Origin of the sequence: Micromonospora phaseoli (assembly GCF_900109115.1) — a bacterium.
Taxonomy (GTDB): domain Bacteria; phylum Actinomycetota; class Actinomycetes; order Mycobacteriales; family Micromonosporaceae; genus Micromonospora; species Micromonospora phaseoli.
The window spans coordinates 93,211-109,566 of sequence record NZ_FNYV01000016.1 but is presented as its reverse complement, the minus strand read 5'-3'; the positions used below and the strand labels follow the sequence as shown (position 1 = coordinate 109,566).

General features: G+C 66.7%; 7 protein-coding genes. 4 read left to right on the top strand and 3 right to left on the bottom strand.

Annotation, left to right across the window (positions count from 1 at the left end; genetic code table 11):
• Positions 1 to 842 precede the first annotated feature (842 nt).
• The 4 genes from BMY89_RS27850 (at position 843) to BMY89_RS27840 (ending at position 12,370) form a co-directional block, all read left to right on the top strand.
• The gene (locus tag BMY89_RS27850; protein WP_092383179.1) at positions 843 to 4,448 is read left to right on the top strand and encodes a LamG domain-containing protein; all 3,606 of its coding nucleotides are present in this window, start codon (positions 843 to 845) and stop codon (positions 4,446 to 4,448) included.
• Between the two features lie 231 nt (positions 4,449 to 4,679).
• Entirely contained in the window at positions 4,680 to 11,123 is a 6,444-nt protein-coding gene (locus tag BMY89_RS27845) for an RHS repeat-associated core domain-containing protein (RefSeq protein ID WP_232521587.1), read from the top strand.
• Positions 11,124 to 11,170: 47 nt separating this feature from the next.
• Positions 11,171 to 11,596, top strand: coding sequence for a hypothetical protein (locus tag BMY89_RS30140; protein ID WP_139218030.1), 426 nt, complete (start codon positions 11,171 to 11,173; stop codon positions 11,594 to 11,596).
• Positions 11,597 to 11,899: 303 nt separating this feature from the next.
• Positions 11,900 to 12,370, top strand: coding sequence for a hypothetical protein (locus BMY89_RS27840; RefSeq protein WP_175510443.1), 471 nt, complete (start codon positions 11,900 to 11,902; stop codon positions 12,368 to 12,370).
• Positions 12,371 to 13,023: 653 nt separating this feature from the next.
• Here BMY89_RS27840 and BMY89_RS27835 read toward each other — a convergent pair.
• From BMY89_RS27835 to BMY89_RS27825, 3 genes are read right to left on the bottom strand one after another with little or no spacing between them, the layout of a single operon-like run.
• A complete protein-coding gene (locus tag BMY89_RS27835) occupies positions 13,024 to 14,061 on the bottom strand; it encodes a Gfo/Idh/MocA family protein (RefSeq protein WP_092383159.1) in 1,038 nt (345 codons plus the stop codon).
• 14 nt (positions 14,062 to 14,075) lie between these two features.
• On the bottom strand, positions 14,076 to 14,990 hold the full coding sequence (locus BMY89_RS27830; RefSeq protein ID WP_092383157.1) for an HAD-IIB family hydrolase: 915 nt from the start codon (positions 14,988 to 14,990) through the stop codon (positions 14,076 to 14,078).
• Positions 14,965 to 16,314, bottom strand: coding sequence for a DegT/DnrJ/EryC1/StrS family aminotransferase (locus BMY89_RS27825; protein WP_198414146.1), 1,350 nt, complete (start codon positions 16,312 to 16,314; stop codon positions 14,965 to 14,967). The genes BMY89_RS27830 and BMY89_RS27825 overlap by 26 nt, the downstream gene beginning before the upstream one ends.
• Positions 16,315 to 16,356 lie beyond the last annotated feature (42 nt).

Below are 16,356 nucleotides of genomic sequence, written 5' to 3'. Positions count from 1 at the left end.
CTGATCTTAGGGATAGCGTGCGTGACGTGCGTGGACGTGTGGCGAGTCGTCCTGGGGGTCAAGGGGTCGTCGGTTCGAATCCGGCCGTCCCGACATTACGAGGGTTTTCGCAGGTCAGAGACTTGCGAAAACCCTCAGTTTGTTATCCAAGCTCGACGGGGCGGCGGGTAAGCCGTTGCTGGAACCCTTGACTCGGGTGGTCTTGCGAGCCGATCTTGGCTGTCGCGGCTGAGAATCGCCTGGTAGGCGTGCAGAGTCAGTGTCGCTGTAGGTGTTGTTGGACCGCTTGACAGTGGACGATTCTTGGGTAAAACGGGCGCAGTCGACCCATACGACGCCGACCGGTGGACGTGATTGGTGCGGGCCGCCTACATCCAGCTACGCCTCGCCTGAGGTGCCCTCGTCGACCTTCGCCGGCACTGGGAACGCCCAGCACTGTCCGGCTGCAGTTTCACGTGGGTCGGCGGTGGGGTGCAGGCGGCTACGAGCGGCACCGGACGTGCTGACGGTGACCGCCGCCAGGGGCAGTTAGATCGCCAACGCGATGTCGAGCGCCGGTGGCGGCGGGTCGCCATCTCCGCCGCAGTGCGCCAGCGCCTCCGCGGGAGGGCACGCTAGAGGCGAGCATGGCGGCGCACAAGTGTGCTCCTGATCACATATTGACGTTAATCGATCGGCTTCCCGTCGCCCTCAGTGATCAAGCGATGTCATGTTCATCCATACATCACCAACGATCGATATTTGGTGGTGGGTGACGGTTTTGTCGTGGCGCAGCGGGGCGGCTGAGGGGAGGTCGAGGCTCTACTGTCGCTGCCACTGCTTGCTCTCGCGGGGGGTGTGTGTTGGGCGTTCGGTGGCGGCGTGGGTTGTCCGCTGGGGTAGCGGCTGTGGTGGCTGCCGGGGTCATCGGTGTTCCGGCGCCGGAGCGGGTCGCTGCGGGCGGACCGCAGTGCGCGGATATCGCCGGCTCCGAGGTTGAGGCGAGGGTGCTGGCCGCCTCCTGTGGACGGCCGGTGGTGGTGGACGGGTCGCGGACGGAGTTCACCGAGGTGACCGCGTTGCCGGACGGTCGGCTGCAGTTCGCCTCGGCGGTGGTGCCGCAGCGTGCGCACGAGGCTGGCGGTTGGCGGGACATCGATCTCAACCTGGCCCGGGGTGGGGACGGGTTGTGGCGGCCCGGGGTGTCGGTCGCAGATGTGGTGTTCTCGGGTGGCGGGGACGGGGCGATGGTGACCCTGACGCGAGGCGGGCGGACGGTCACCCTCTCGTGGCCGGGGACGTTGCCGGCGCCGACGGTGTCGGGGGATTCGTTGACCTACGCGGACGTGCTTGCCGACGTGGATCTGGTGGTACGGGCGACGCGGACGGGCTTCACGCACGTGCTGGTGGTCAAGACGCGGGCGGCAGCGACGCATCCTGACGTCCGTGAGTCGCGGTTCCGCATCGGCGGGGACGTCGAGGTCGTGGCGGGCCCGGATGGCGGCCTGCGAGCGATGGCAGGTGGTGCTGTGGTCGCCTCGGCGGAGCCGGCGGTTATGTGGGATTCCCGGGCGGGGGCGGTGGACGGCGTCTCGGCGCGGGGAGCGTCGACCGAGAGCCCGCCGTCGACCGCGACCGAGGCGGGGGACGCAGCACGGACCGGCAAGGTCGATGTCGGGGTGTCCGGCGACCACCTGGTGCTGCGTCCGGATGAGACGCTGCTGGACCACCCGGATGCGGTGTTCCCGCTGTTCGTGGACCCGGCGTGGTCGGTGTTCAAGAGCAAGTGGGCGTATGGGACGAACAACGGGTCGTCGAACTCGGACACGAGTCGCGCGCGAGTGGGGCTGAACCCGGACACCGGTGCCGTGTTCCGGTCGTACTTTGCGTTCCCGACGACGGCTAACGGTGTGTCGCTCAAGGGCAAGCACATCGAGTCGGCGTACGTGCAGATGGAGTTGGACCACTCGTGGTCGTGCGACCCCACGGTGACGTCGATGTACCTGACTCCGGCGATCAACGCGACGCCGAAGGCGAGTTGGTCGACGATGAAGTTGAAAACATTCCTAAATACGGCAACCGGGAACGCGAACGAGGCGGGTGGATGTTCGTCGATTCAACCTGACATGACCATGAACTTCCGAGGGTCGAACACCACCAACCAGGTGCAGGCCGCCGCGACCGGGAAATGGAACTCGATCACTGTGGCGTTCACAGCGCGTGCGGCCGATGGGTCTGGGGAGTCGACGGAGGATCGTTGGAAGAAGTTCTTCCCCAACGACGCGAAGCTGATTGTTGACTACGACAGCAAGCCCGGAGCTCCGCACACCCTGCAGGTCGCTGGTGTCGTCTGCGGCTCCGGGGTGTTGACGATTGGCACGATGACGCCGAAGTTCGCTGCTGTGTTCCCCGACGCCGACGACAGCGACTCTCTGACCGGCACCTTCGAATGGATCGAGGTGCCAGCCGGGGGGATGGGAACGGTGACCAACACCTACCCGACTCGCAAGAGCCCGCCACCGGCGAGAACGGGACTCACCCCGGGCAGCAGGGCCGAAAGCGCGGCGGTGACGATCGCGAAGGGACCCACCTACGCGTTCCGGGCCAAGGGCACCGACAAGGCTCCGTACTCGATCACGGGTGACTGGTCGTCGTGGTGCCGATTCGCGGTAGACACCACCGTTCCGCCTGCGCCGACGTTCAACCAATACCTGTTTCCCGCCGGTCCGGGCAAGCCCATGAACTTCACGTTCTCCACCGGCGCCATGGACGTGACCAAGTTCCGCTATGGCTGGTCGAACCCGCCCACGACCGAAATCGCCGCCAGCGACGGCGCCTTCGGGACCTTGAAGACTGCCACGGTCACTGTCACCGTGCCCAGCCTTGGCCGCAACACCTTCTGGGTTCGCGGCATCGACGCTACCGGCAATCTCGGCAATATAGGCTCTGTCACCTTCACCGCGCCCCGCCCGTCACCGGCCGTCGCCAAGTGGGGCCTGGAGCAGTATCCCGGCGTCGACCAGGTCGCCGCGCTCGCCGACCAGCAACCCAGTCTGGCGGGCAAGTCAGACCTGGGCACGTCCAACGTCACTTGGACCGACGACGTCCGCATGAACGGCGGCAAGACCATCTCATTCAACGGCAGCTCAAGCCGGGCCTTCACGACTGAGCCCGTCATCGACCCGACGAAGTCGTTCTCCGTCTCAGCCTGGGTGAAGCTGGGTAATGTCGGCGACCCACTTCCCACCGGGCACCGCACTGCGGTATCCCAGGACGGTGGTGTAGGTAGCAGCTTCGCGCTCGGTTATCACGCTACGGCCAAGAAATGGTCCATGTGGATGCACGTCCACGATCTGGGTAGTCCGGCCTTGACCGGGATGGCGAGTTCCACCATCCCGGTAATGACGGGCGTATGGACCCATCTGGCCGGGGTGTATGACGCGACCAGCGGTACGACGACGATATATGTGAACGGGCAGTCGCCGGCCTCGGCTGCGGCCACCGGCATCCAAGCTTGGCCCAACCGGCAGCGGATCGCGATTGGTCGCGAGCTCTGGAACGGTGACCTCGTCAACTTCTGGTCCGGACAGATCGCCGACGTCCAGTTGTACGACCGAGTGCTCGTTCCGCAGGACTTCACCGGCCAACTGGCCGACGACCCAGCATCCGGTGGGTTCCATGAGCCGGGGATCCTGACGCCGGTGAAAGTGGGTGACTGGAACTTCGAGTTCGCGATTCCCTGCTACCTGACCGACCTGCGGGACACCTGCCAGGTACGCGACACGGTGACGGCCTGGGATAGGTGGCTGGCACTGACGCGCGGTTCCGCCGTGGGCGCTGGCTATTCCACCGACGGCTCGGGTCTGTGGCTCGACAACGAGTACTTCCCGGAGGATGGCTTCACCGAGAACACCGCTGAGTACGGGCGAAGTGCGGTGAAGGCGGGGACCACGCCGCCGGACGCCGATGGTCTGGAGTTCACCCAGTGGCAGGACAAGCCGGTCCTGCGTACCGATCAGTCGTTCACGATGTCGGCCTGGGTGATGCTCGACCGGCTCGACGGTATGCGGACGGCGGTGTCCCAGCGGGGGCAGCATTCCAGCGGCGGCTGGCTCAAGTTCAACTCCACTCTGGGTAAGTGGCAGTTCGCCATCAGCGATGAGGATGCCATCACCACAGCGGCGGCCAGCGTCACGTCGACGTCGACGGCCGAGGAGGGCGTGTGGACGCACCTTGTTGGCGTCTACGACGCCGGGCGGAAGCAGATTCGCCTATACGTCAACGGTGAGCTCGAAGGGGTCACGCAGAACATCACGTTCACCCCGACGGTGTCGACAGGTCCGCTGTTGGTGGGCCGGGTCCTGTGGCAGGGCCAGTTGGTGGATCCGTGGATTGGCGGCATCGACGACGTGGCGGTGTTCCAGGGTGCGCTGACGGACACCGCGGTGTACCTGCTGTACGACTCTTAGCCCGCAGCCGGGCCAGGTCACCGCCCGCTCCGGTGTTCGGGGCGCCGCCGACCAACGCAGGCCGCTCCGCTGCTGGCCCGAACACATCCCCTCCAGACCTTGCAACTGCCGATATGACCCATCTGCACCCTTGCTCCATGCGGCTGTCCTGACCGGGGAGAAAGCATGTTCTCTGCACCACCTGCCCACGATTCGCGGCAGCCACGACGGAGCTTGCATCCCGCGGGCCGCCTGCGCCGGTGGGTCGCCGGTCTGACGGTGGTTCCCGTGGCGGCGTCGCTGCTGGTCGGTGTGCCGGCCGAGGCGGTCGCGCCGAAGGCAGAGCCGGTGCGGCCGACGGCAGAGAAACTCGACACGCACGGCGCTTCGGTGTCGGGCCGGGCGTGGACGCAGAAGCTGATGCAGGACACGCCGCTCCCGAAGCCGGCATGGCCGACGGCCAGTACCGCCCGGGTGACCCTCGATTCGCCGAGTACGCCAGGTCGGGGAGTCAGGGCGGATGCCCTTCCGGTGTGGGTCGCTCGCGGCAGCGGTCCGGCCGGTGCGCGGGTTACCAGCGTTGACGTGCAGGTGGTGGATCGGGATTCACTGCCGGGCAGCTGGCGGGACGGCCTGGTGCTCAGGGTGACGGCGCCGGCCGGGGCTGCGGCCGGCACGGCGAAGGTGTCGGTGGACTACAACTCGTTCCGGCACGCGGTGGGCGGGTCCTGGGCGTCGCGGCTGCGGCTGTGGCAGGTCCCGACCTGTGCCCTGTCGACACCGGACGCGCCAGGTTGCCGGTCGGTGCCGCTGCCCACGAGGAACGACCTCGGTACGGGAGTTGCGACCGCTGAGGTGACCGCCCCCACCTCAACGATGCCGAGGGAGCTGGCCCGGCTGTCGGGGGAGACAACCCCGGCCAGTGGCTCGTTCATCGCTTTGGCTGCGGCCGGGTCGGGCGCGGACGGCGACTTCACCGCCACCGGTCTCGCGCCGTCGTCGACCTGGTCGGCGGGCGGTTCGTCCGGTGACTTCTCGTGGAACTATCCGCTGCGTACGCCGCCGGCGACCGGCCCGGAGCCGTCGGTCGCCCTGGCGTACTCGTCGGCCTCCGTGGACGGCCGCTCCGAGGTGACGAACAACCAGCCGTCGTGGATCGGCGAGGGTTTCGACTATTCGCCCGGGTTCATCGAGCGGCGGTACGTGCCCTGCGCGGAGGACCGGAAGACAAGCGGCGCGAACAACACCGCCGACACCGGTGACCTGTGCTGGCACTCGGACAACGCGACAATGAACCTGAACGGCCGCAGCACCGAGCTCGTTTTCGAGACCGGCAAGGGGTGGCATACCCGCTCGGAAGACGGATCGAAGATCGAGAAGCTGACCGGCGCGTCGGGCAACGGCGACAACAACGGCGAGCACTGGAAGGTGACCACCACCGACGGCACCCAGTACTTCTTCGGCCTGCACTCACTGCCGGGCCACACGGCGAAGACCAACTCGACCCTGGCCGTGCCGGTGTTCGGCAACCACACGGGTGAGCCGTGCCACGCCGCGGCCTTCGCCAACTCCGACTGCCAGCAGGCGTGGCGGTGGAATGTGGACTACGTCGTCGACGCGCGCGGCAACACGATGTCGTTGTGGTACGGCAAGGAGACCAACAAGTACGCCCGCAACGACACCGACTCCGACGACGTGTCCTACGACCGGGCAGGGTATCTGGAGCGGATCGACTACGGCACCTACGACCGCACGTCGGACATCCACGGGGTGACGGAACGCAGCACCAGTCCGTACGCGCAGGTGGTGTTCGAGACGGACATGCGGTGCTTCTCGAACTGCGGCACCGAGTCGAGCCCGGTGAAGGCGTCGTGGAAGGACACCCCCTGGGATCAGGAGTGCAAGGCGTCGGCGACGTCGTGTGCGCAGCAGTACTCGCCGACGTTCTGGACGACGAAGCGGCTGAAGAAGATCACCACGTGGGTGTGGGACACCACCAGACCCACCCCGGAGTGGCAGGACGTCGAGTCGTGGACCCTGTCGCACACCTTCGCGGCCACGGCGGACTCCACGCACACCGGACTGTGGCTGAACCGCATCGACCACGCGGGGCACGTGGGCGGCACCGTCAGCCTGCCGCCGGTGACCTTCGAGGCGGAGTCGTTGCCGAACCGGGTGCTGACCGAGCACGGTACGACCGACAACTGGCTACGGATCTCCAGCATCGTGACCGAGACCGGCTCCCGGATCAAGGTCGACTACGCGCAGCCGGAGTGCACCGAGACGATCGTCGAGACGCTGGACCCGCACACGAACACCAAACGGTGCTACCCGGTGCGGGTGCCGGACCCGGCCGACCCCACCGGTGAGCGGCTCATCACCGAATGGTGGCACAAGCATCGGGTCGAGCACGTCGCCGAAGACGACATCCAACTCGCTGACGGGCACCAGGCGCCCTCCAAGCACACCTGGTATCAGTACGTGGGATCGCCGGCCTGGCACTACGCCGACGACGACGGTCTGACCAGACCGGAACGTAAGACATGGTCGCAATGGCGCGGCTACGCGCAGGTCAAGACCCGCGTCGGTGACGACTCGGCGACCCAGACACTCGCCGTGACAACCTTCATGCGGGGTATGCACGGCGACAAGGCCAGCCCCAGCGGCGGCACCCGCAACGTGACAGTCCCAGCCTCACTGGGCACCGAAACTGTCTACGACGAAGACCAGTTCGCCGGCCAGGTGCGCGAGCAGGTCGTCTACAACGGGGTAGAGACCAAGCCGGTGTCGAAGACGGTGAACGTGCCGTGGCGGTCGAACCCGACCGCGAGCCGGACGATCAACGGTGACACCGTCGAGGCCCGGTTCGTGGACACGCAGACCACCTACACGGCGACGGCGCTGGGTGTGGACGGTAGTCGGGGTTGGCGGACCTCGCGGGGCACCAAGAATCTGGATCACACGTACGGCACGGTCAACTGGTCGCAGGACGACGGCGACATCGCCGTCACCGGCGACGAGAAGTGCATCACCTACCGCTACAACCGCAACACCGGCAAGAACCTCACCACCACGGTGAAGCAGACCACCACCACCTCGCTGGCCTGCGGCACGAACCCCTCCACCGTCGATGACGTGGTCTCCGACGCGCGGAGCTACTACGACGGGGCCAGCAGCGTCGACACCGTGCCGGCGTTCGGGTTGGTGACGAAGACCGAGCAGCTCAAGGACTGGACGGCCGGCACCGGCACTGTTTGGCAGGTCACGTCGCAGGGCAGCTACGACTTCACCGGCCGTCCGGTGAGCGCGACTGACATCAGGGGCAACGTCTCCACGACCGCGTACACGCCGGCCGTGGGCGGGCCGGTCACGAAGGTGACCACGACAGGTCCGGCGCCGTTCAACTGGACCTCGTCTGTGGAGATGAACCCCTACTGGGGTTCCACGGTCAAGGCCACCGACCCGAACAACAGGGTGATCTCGGACGTCGAGTACGACGCGCTCGGCCGCGTCAGCAAGGCGTGGGGGCTCGGCTGGACCAAGGCAGCCAACCCGACCACCCCGTCCGCGCAGTACACGTACACGTTCGCCCCGAGCCGCAACGCCTATCCGTCCGTCAGGGCGCAGACGCTGAACGCGGACGGCAACTACGTCACCTCCTACGAGATCCTCGACGGGCTGCTGCGGCCCCGGCAGACCCAGACCCTGGCGGCGGACGGCACCGGAAACCGGGTGGTCAACGACACCCTCTACGACAGCCTCGGCCGCGCCGCAATCTCCTACGGAGCACACGCCGAACCCGGGGCACCCGCCGGCACGTTGTGGTGGGAGCCGGAGTGGTCGCTGCCGGCCGTCTCCAAGACCATCTTCGACCGGGCATCCCGGCCCACGAACACGATCTTCCTTGCCGGTGACGGCGAAACGAACCTGGTCGAGAAGTGGCGCACCGTCACCGCCCATGAGGGTGACCTGACCAAGGTGACGCCGCCGCAGGGCGGTACCCCGACCACGACGGTGACTGACATCGAGGGCCGGGTCGTCAAGCTGCGTCAGCACATCACCACAGCCGGTGTCGGTGGGGCATACCAGGAGACCCAGTACGTCTTCAACCGCAAGGGCCAGCTGGTCAGGACTGTTGACCCGGCCGGGAACCGGTGGGTCAACGAGTACGACGCCAAGGGCCGCCTGTGGCGCACGACCGACCCCGACAAGGGCGTGACGACCAGCACCTTCAACGACGGCAACGAACTGGTCAAGACCACTGACGCCCGTGGTGAGGTGCTCTGGTACGTCTACGACGCGCTCGGGCGGAAGAAGGAACTGCGGGACGACTCCGCTACCGGAGCGCTGCGCGCCGAATGGAGATACGACACCCTCTACACCGGTCAGAGCGGATTCAAGGGCCAACTCACCCAAGCGATCCGCTACGAACCGGCTGGCAGTAGCAATGCGTACCGGTGGCAGGTGGTCAGCTTCGACGGCCGCTACCAGCCCAAGGGCGTCAACTACGTCATCCCCACCAGCGAGACCGGCCTGAGCGGCACCTACAACTACGCCTACGGCTACTCGGCGGCGACCGGCACCCCCACGTCGATCTCCTACCCGGCCGGTGGTGGCCTGGTCACCGAGCAGGTCACCACCGACTACGACGCCACCACCGGAATGCCGGTCCGGTTGGACACCAGCCTCACCGGTTTCGCCGGCACGATGGCCACCGCCAGCTACACCGCCTACGGTGAGCGCAGCGGTGCGATCTACAAGATGCCCGGCGGCGTGTGGACCCAGGACACCGTCTACCGCGACGAAGCCACCCGCCGCATCGACCGCACCACCGTGCAGCGAGAAACCACCGTCGGCACGGTCTCCGACCGCAACTACCGCTACAACGACATCGGCAACATCACCTCCATCGAGGAGAAACCCCAGATCGGCCAGGCGGAGACCCAGTGCTTCCGGCAGGACCTGCTCGGCCGGCTCACCAGCGCCTGGACCCCGAAGGCCGGGGTGGACTGTAAGACCGACCCGACGGTGGCGAACCTGGGCGGCCCGGCGCCGTATTGGCACGACTGGACGTTCAACAGCACCGCCTCCCGGCTGACCGAAACCAGCCACACCACCGCCGGGGACACCACCCGCACATACACCGTGTCCACCGGTGGACAGGGCGTCGTGCGGCCGCACGCCGTCACCGCGATGACCACCCAGGCACCCGGCCAGAGTGACGTCGTCAACACCTACGCCTACGACGCCGCCGGCAACACGACCTGCCGGCCGACGGGCACCGCCGCGAACAACTGCGGCGCCGGCTCCAACAGTCAGACCCTGGGCTGGGACGCCGAGGGCAAACTCGCCACCGTCTCGGCCGGCGGCCAGACCGTCGAGACCAACGTCTACGACCCCGACGGCGTCAGGATCATCCGCCGGGACAGTAGCGGCACCACCCTCTACCTGCCCGGGCAGGAGATCCGCCGCGAAGGCGGCGTCAACACCGGCACCCGCTACTACAGCTTCGCCGGCACCGTCTGCGCCTCCCGCACAGGCGGCTCGGCAACCACCAACCTGACCTGGCTGTTCGACGATCACCAGGGCACCCAACAGGTCGCGGTGAACGCCGGCACCCAGGCCGTGTCGATCCGCCGACAGACCCCGTACGGGGCACCCCGCGGCGCCAACCCGACCTGGGTCAACAACAAGGGCTTCGTCGGCGGCGACATCGACCCCACCGGCCTGACCAACGTCGGCGCCCGACAGTACGACCCGATCCTGGGCCGGTTCATCTCCGTCGACCCGGTCCTCGTCGCCGACGACCCCGACCAGTACAACGCCTACCAGTACGGCGGCAACAACCCCATCGACAACGCCGACCCCACCGGCCTCTACCACACCGAGAACGGCGAGGATACCGGCGACCGCGCCTACGTCGACACCACTCCCTCCGGGGAACGAGTAACCAAGATCGTCAAGAAGTACGTCCCCCCGGCCTGCGGACCCAGCTGCCAACAACAACGCGAAACGTACCGGCAGGCCAGCAACGAACGCGCCGAAGCAGAACGCAAACAACGCGAATGCCAAGCCAGCTTCTGGTGCCGCAACGCCGGGGCGGTGGGTGCGGTCGCCGGTGTCGCCGCCGGTGTCATCGTCGGCGGAGCCTGCACCGCGGCGAGCTTCGGTGTGGGCGCCGTCGGCTGCGCGGCGATCGGCGGGTTCGTCGGCGGCGCCGTCGGATCCCTGGTCAGTAACAGTCTCGACGCTGACGACGAAAGCGGCGGGCAACTCGCCGGCGAAGCCCTACTCGGCGGAGCCATCGGCGGCCTGCTAGGCGCAGGCGGCGCAGTCCTCCTGCCCGCCCTCGGCGCAGGGGCTACAGGCCTCGCCACCGGGGTGGGGCTACGAGCCTCACTCGGTAAGGTAGGCGTTGGAGTCCGTGATCTTCTCTCGCATGCAAGCCAAAAGGTGGCGAACGGAAACAACTTTCTTCGTATAGGGCCACCGAATCCCGCGGCCCCTTTTAGGGTTTCGATGGGGCCGGCGTATAATCATTACAAAAAGCTTGGCCCTGTTGGGCGAGCTCTTAATCCTGTTCACATTCATATGGAGAGAAAATATGGGGGGATCGATTTCAACTGGTTTACCAAATTGTCGAATGGAAAGAAGCCAAAGCTCGTTCCCCGAAACTGGACATGGTGGCAAAACTAGACGTGGATATGAATCATTCAGGATCGTCGCCGGCTCCTAGGCGGCTTATGGACAATCTCGCCCGCTCTCTTGCTGCCGATGGTGTTCTGGATCGATACGAACTTGCGGACGAAAGTGAGGCTAAACTCACTTTATTCCGGGCTGGCGATCAAGCCTGTGCCAGTGTCGAGATGTCTGGAACGCGCGAGGTGATCCTGTTGCAGTTGGCAAGCGGGCAATACCGGGATCATTCGACCGTCTACTCGGAAAATGAGAGAATCGACACGATTGTCGAAATGCTGGAGGTGGTCGATCACTATGTGAGGCGCAATTACTATGAGGTGGACGTAGTTTGCGGTGGTCGGGTTGTTTCGTCGGAAATGCATCTGGGCGACAGTGGCGAATGGATCTATCATTCTCAATCTGGGATATTGGCGAAGGCTATTCGGTTGTTCTCGCATAAGAAGGTAGTCAGGCATCCAGGAAGTGCTTAGTCAGGCCAATTGCTGACTTTCGTGGAAAAGGCTAGTGAGCTGCTCACGGCACAATATGGACCCCTTCAAACGCCGCCGCACCCGCCCGTCCTGCGGTAAATCCGTCAACCACAATCACGCAACCTCCAAACCCTCGGCGAGCGCGCCGTCTCAACCCTCAAGTTCCAGAAATCGTAGCCAAGCCCGGGTAGATCCCATTTTCAGGGCTTTTTCTGGGCGCTTTGGCGTACTTCTCGTTGCTCGGCAGGCGGCAAGCCATGAAAGGGCGTCCCGACCATGGACTCAGCGGATCGGTATATGGGCATTGTTCGGCAGCGATTCGTTGCCGATGGATGTGCGGTAACTGATGAGAATATCGGATCGTTGCCGGTGGTGGTCGGATATCGGGCCAGGGTCCGGCTGCTGACGCGTATTCACATCTTCGCGGTTGCGGCCCAGGTGGAGCGGGTCGATGAGGCTGGCCTTCGGGCGTATGTCGATGACGTGGTGAATCTGGGCCTGGGACGTAAGGGTCAGTGGCGCGGCTTGCAGTCGGGCGTGATCGTGCTGCCGATCCTGGTGACCGAGTCGGTGGATTCGGCTGCTGTGGCGTTGACGCAGAAGGCGTACCGCCTCAATGTGAACGGCTTCGCGGCGATGGCGCAGCCCGCCGTCGTGGACGTGAAGGCAGGCAAAGTGTGGACCTTCCGGGGAACCAGGTTGTGGGGTTACGCCTTCAACTCGCTCGTCAAGCAGTTGTACCAGGCCTACCTACCGGAGCCGGTGACCACGTGAGTTGATGGCGGGCGGCTCGGTAGGTCGGCGATGGCGTGCTGGGTGGCTGGCGTACCAGGCGGGGTCCAGGGCGAACACTCCGAAGCTGGCGAGCGCGCCGGGCAAGCGGCAGGCGGATGCGAGCAGCATGTGGACGACCGGCCACCCGGCACAGCGTGTGCCCCTATCCGCAGCTTGCGTTCCGGCTCCTGGCCAGCGGGCGGAGCGCTGTGCAAGCGAACGAGGAGTGCCCTGCAGGATCACCATGCGACAACCGGCCATTTCGGCGCGGCGCCGGTCGGTCCCACTGCTGGAACCGGCGGTGAGGTAACGGGTGGCTCGCCCGGGTGGTGGTTGGAAGGGCCAACTGGTGCTGCGGGGTGGTAGGACGACTCCTTTACACGGCTGGTTTATGCTTGATGCGACCTGGACAAACGTGCGTGAGCATGCCGCTGGGCCACCGGACTACTGGGGGCCAAGGGGTCGTCGGTTCGAATCCGGCCGTCCCGACAGCGTGAGGGTTTCCGCAGGTCAGACACTAGCGGGAACCCTCAGTCTATTCTTCAAGCTCGATGTGGCGGCATGTAAGCCGCTGCTGGAACCCTTAACCGGGGCGGCCGGCGGGATCGTCGGTGGTGGCGGATCCGGCGGGTGCCGGATCCGCCACCACGGCCTCACACCAGCGCGTACTGCCCCTGCTCCAGCAGGTCCGCCAGGATCGTCTGGGCGCGCAGCCCGTCCGCGAAGTCCGCCAATCGGGTACGCGGACGGCGACCGTGCACCAGGTCCGACCACTCCCGCAGCTGGTGGTGGAAGGTGCTTCCCCAGCCTGTCACCTCGCCCACCGGGTCGGCCAGCGGCCGGCGCTGCCGTAGCGGCCGGCGTTCCCACCGCACGGCGGACCTGAGATGGTAGGCCGCCCCGTCGCGGGAGTGGTAGGAGAATTCACTGCCCTCGCCGACGATCCGTAGGGACAGTCCGACGTCTTCGGGAAGAGCGGACTTCGAGGCGACCATGGTGAAGTAGACGCCGTTGGTCAGGTGCCCCCCGACGAAGGCGTAGTCGTCGACCCGCACCGGGCGGCCCTCACGCTCCGGCACGTTGGTGCGGAGCTTGATACGACAGTTGCGGGCCTCCACCGCGCTGCCGAACATGAACGGGAGCAGGTCCAGCAGGTGCACGCCCAGGTCGCCCAGGGCGCCGCTGGTGGACAGGCCCACCTCACTGTCGCGCCAGGTGAAGTGGCGCCGGGTCAGCGCACTGCTGCGCTGGAATGACACCTCGATGAACAGCGGCCGGCCGAGCACCCCGTCGTCGACGATCCTCCGGACCTCATGCACCACGTCGAGGTACCGGTAGTTGAAACTGATGCCGCAGCTCAGTCCACTCGCCTCCGCCATGTCGGTCAGCTCCCGCGCCTGACCGACGGTGACCGTCATGGGCTTCTCACATAGCACGTGCTTCCCCCGCGCGATCGCTTCCGTGGCCAGTTCGGCGTGGGTGTGGTTGGGCGAAGCGATGATCACCCCGTCGATCTGGTCGTACAGCGAATCCAGGCGGTCGAAGGCGGAGCAGCCGAAGCGTGTGGCGGCCGCAGCTGCGCGGTCCGGCGCGATGTCGTGCACCCCGACCAGTTCGGTGTGCGGAAGCAGATGGATCGCGTTCACGTGGGCCCGGGCGATGTTGCCGGCCCCGACAATGCCGATTCTCACAGGTTTCCTTCCCGCTAGTTCTCGGACGAGTCGTCGAATTGGGAGGTCTTCCGGGGCGCGCGCCTCCCGGTGTGATCAGTCACCGTCCTCGGGGCCTGTTGCAGCGCGTGCAGCACCGCCTCCGCGTACGGGTGGGGGGAGACCCGCTCGTGGCGCGACCGCGCCTCCGCGGTGGCGTTGGCGACGAGCAACCCGTGGCCCACCGCGGCGAGCATCTCCAGGTCGTTGCCGCTGTCACCGAAGGCGTACGCCACCGAGGTCGGAACTCCGAACCGTTGGCAAACGTGACGCACCACGTTGCGCTTGCCGCAGCAGTCAGGCAGGAGGTCCACGTCGTAGGCGTCCTCCGGGTCGCCTGCGAGGGGGTTGCACCGGCTGATGTTGACGCCGAGCCCGTGCCGCCGGGCCTCGCTCCGGATACCGACCAGCGCCGCCCGGTCGGCACTGGTGCCACGGGCCTGGTGGTAGTAGCTGGCCACGTACTCCTTCTCGACGCTGGTCGGTTGGGGGGTGAGCCGGATACCCCGCGCCGCCAACGCCTCCACGGCGAGGTCCACACGGTCGGCCGAGAAACCACTGGCCGCGATTCGCTGCTGCCACACCGGATCGGGAACCGGCACACCGTCGGCGAAGAACACCAGCTCGGTGCCGAGCGCCGCCGCCACGAAGTGCGGCATGACGGCCAGTTCGTGGCGGCGGGCCTTGGCCGTCACGGATACCAGGGAGCTACCTGTCACCCACCCGAAGAGCAGCCCCTGACCCGCGGATCGGACCAGGTACGCCTCCAGCTCCCGCAGGGATCGGCGCTGCGCCGCCGTGGGCTGGTGGGCGAGGTACGTCTCGTCGAAGTCGCAGAACGCCACCCGGCGCACCGTGTCCGGTCGGACCAGGTGGCACAGGAGCTCACCGGTGGGCGCGGAAGGCGGCATAGAGCCCCTCCATCGTGCGGTCCTGCTCGGCGAGCGTGAGGTGCTGGTGCAGCGGAAGGTGCAGCACCCGCTCGTGGAGCTGCTCGGTCACCGGCAGGCGTACGTCGGCGAAAGCGGTGTTGCGCAGCGGCGTATGTTGCCGGTGGGTGAGCACCGGGTAGAAGACGTCCGTCTCGACCCTCGCGTGCTCGGCCAGCCAGTCACGGAGACCGTCGCGGCTCGGCCCGTCGAGGACCTGGATCGCGAACAGGTGCCAGCCATGGTCGCTGGTGAACTCCGGCAGACCGAGCATGCCCTGCTCGGCCAGCGGCGCCAGCGCCTCCCGGTACCGCTGCGCCAGCCAGGTTCGCCGCAGCCCGTTGACGTGCGCCAACGGCAGCAGGTCGAGCCCGATGACGGCGAGGGTGTTGTCGATGCGGGCGTTGAACCCGAAGTCGGCCGTCTTGACGTTCTTCCGCCCGACCGCGAAGCCGTGGTAGGCGAGGACCCGGCACCGGGCGGCGAGTTCCGCGCCGCGGGTGACGACGGCTCCCGCCTTGCCGCAGAGTCCGACGTTCTTGAACGGGTTGAGACTCAACGCTACCGCGTCCGAGTGTGCACCCACGCCGGTCACGCCGATGGCCTGGCAGGCGTCCTCGACCAGGGCGAGCCCGTGCCCGCGGGCCAGATCCGCCAGCGCTGGCATGTCAGCCAGCTTGCCGTAGAGGTGGACAGGCAGGATCGCTGCGGTCCGGTCGGTGATCCGGGTCGCGACGTCGGCCGGGTCCAGGGTGAAGTCGCTCCGGACGTCGGCGAGGACCGGAACGGCGTTGATCGCGAGGACCGCGTTCTCCGTGGCCGCGAAGCTGTTCGCCGGGATGATCACCTCGTCGCCGGCGCCGACACCGACGGCTAGGAGCGCGATGACCAGGGCGTGGGTGCCGCTGCTGGTGGCGATCACCTCGGGCAGCCCGAGGTGGCCGGCGAGTGCGGCTTCGAACTGCTCGATCTGAGGGCCACTGGTCATGTCACCGGCACGGACGGCACGCTCGAAGGCGGCCACGGCAAGCGCCTTCTCGTCGTCGGAGAGCAGTCTCTCCTTGGGCAGGAACCTGGTGCGCCCGTCATCGGGACGAACGGTGAACAGGTCTGCCAGCAGGTCGGACGTGGGCCGCAGCCGACCCTCGCGGAGCACGGCGGCGGCTAGGCGGCTGTTCGCCGGCCCGGGCCGGAACTGGTACCTCGGTCGCGCGGCTGTGGTCAGATCCGTCACGATCCGGTGCAGCCCCGAGCTGTCGCCGCTGAGGTCGGCCACGTCCGACGTCGGCGACGTCGTTTCAGCCACAGGTGAGTAGGGCAAGGTGTGTGTCCCCCGTTTCGAGAAGGT

What these genes read in the sequence shown, in the direction of transcription:
- BMY89_RS30140 (WP_139218030.1), top strand. Translation starts at nt 11,171, where the DNA reads ATGGACAATCTCGCCCGCTCTCTTGCTGCCGATGGTGTTCTGGATCGA.
- BMY89_RS27830 (WP_092383157.1), bottom strand. Translation starts at nt 14,990, where the DNA reads ATGCCGCCTTCCGCGCCCACCGGTGAGCTCCTGTGCCACCTGGTCCGA.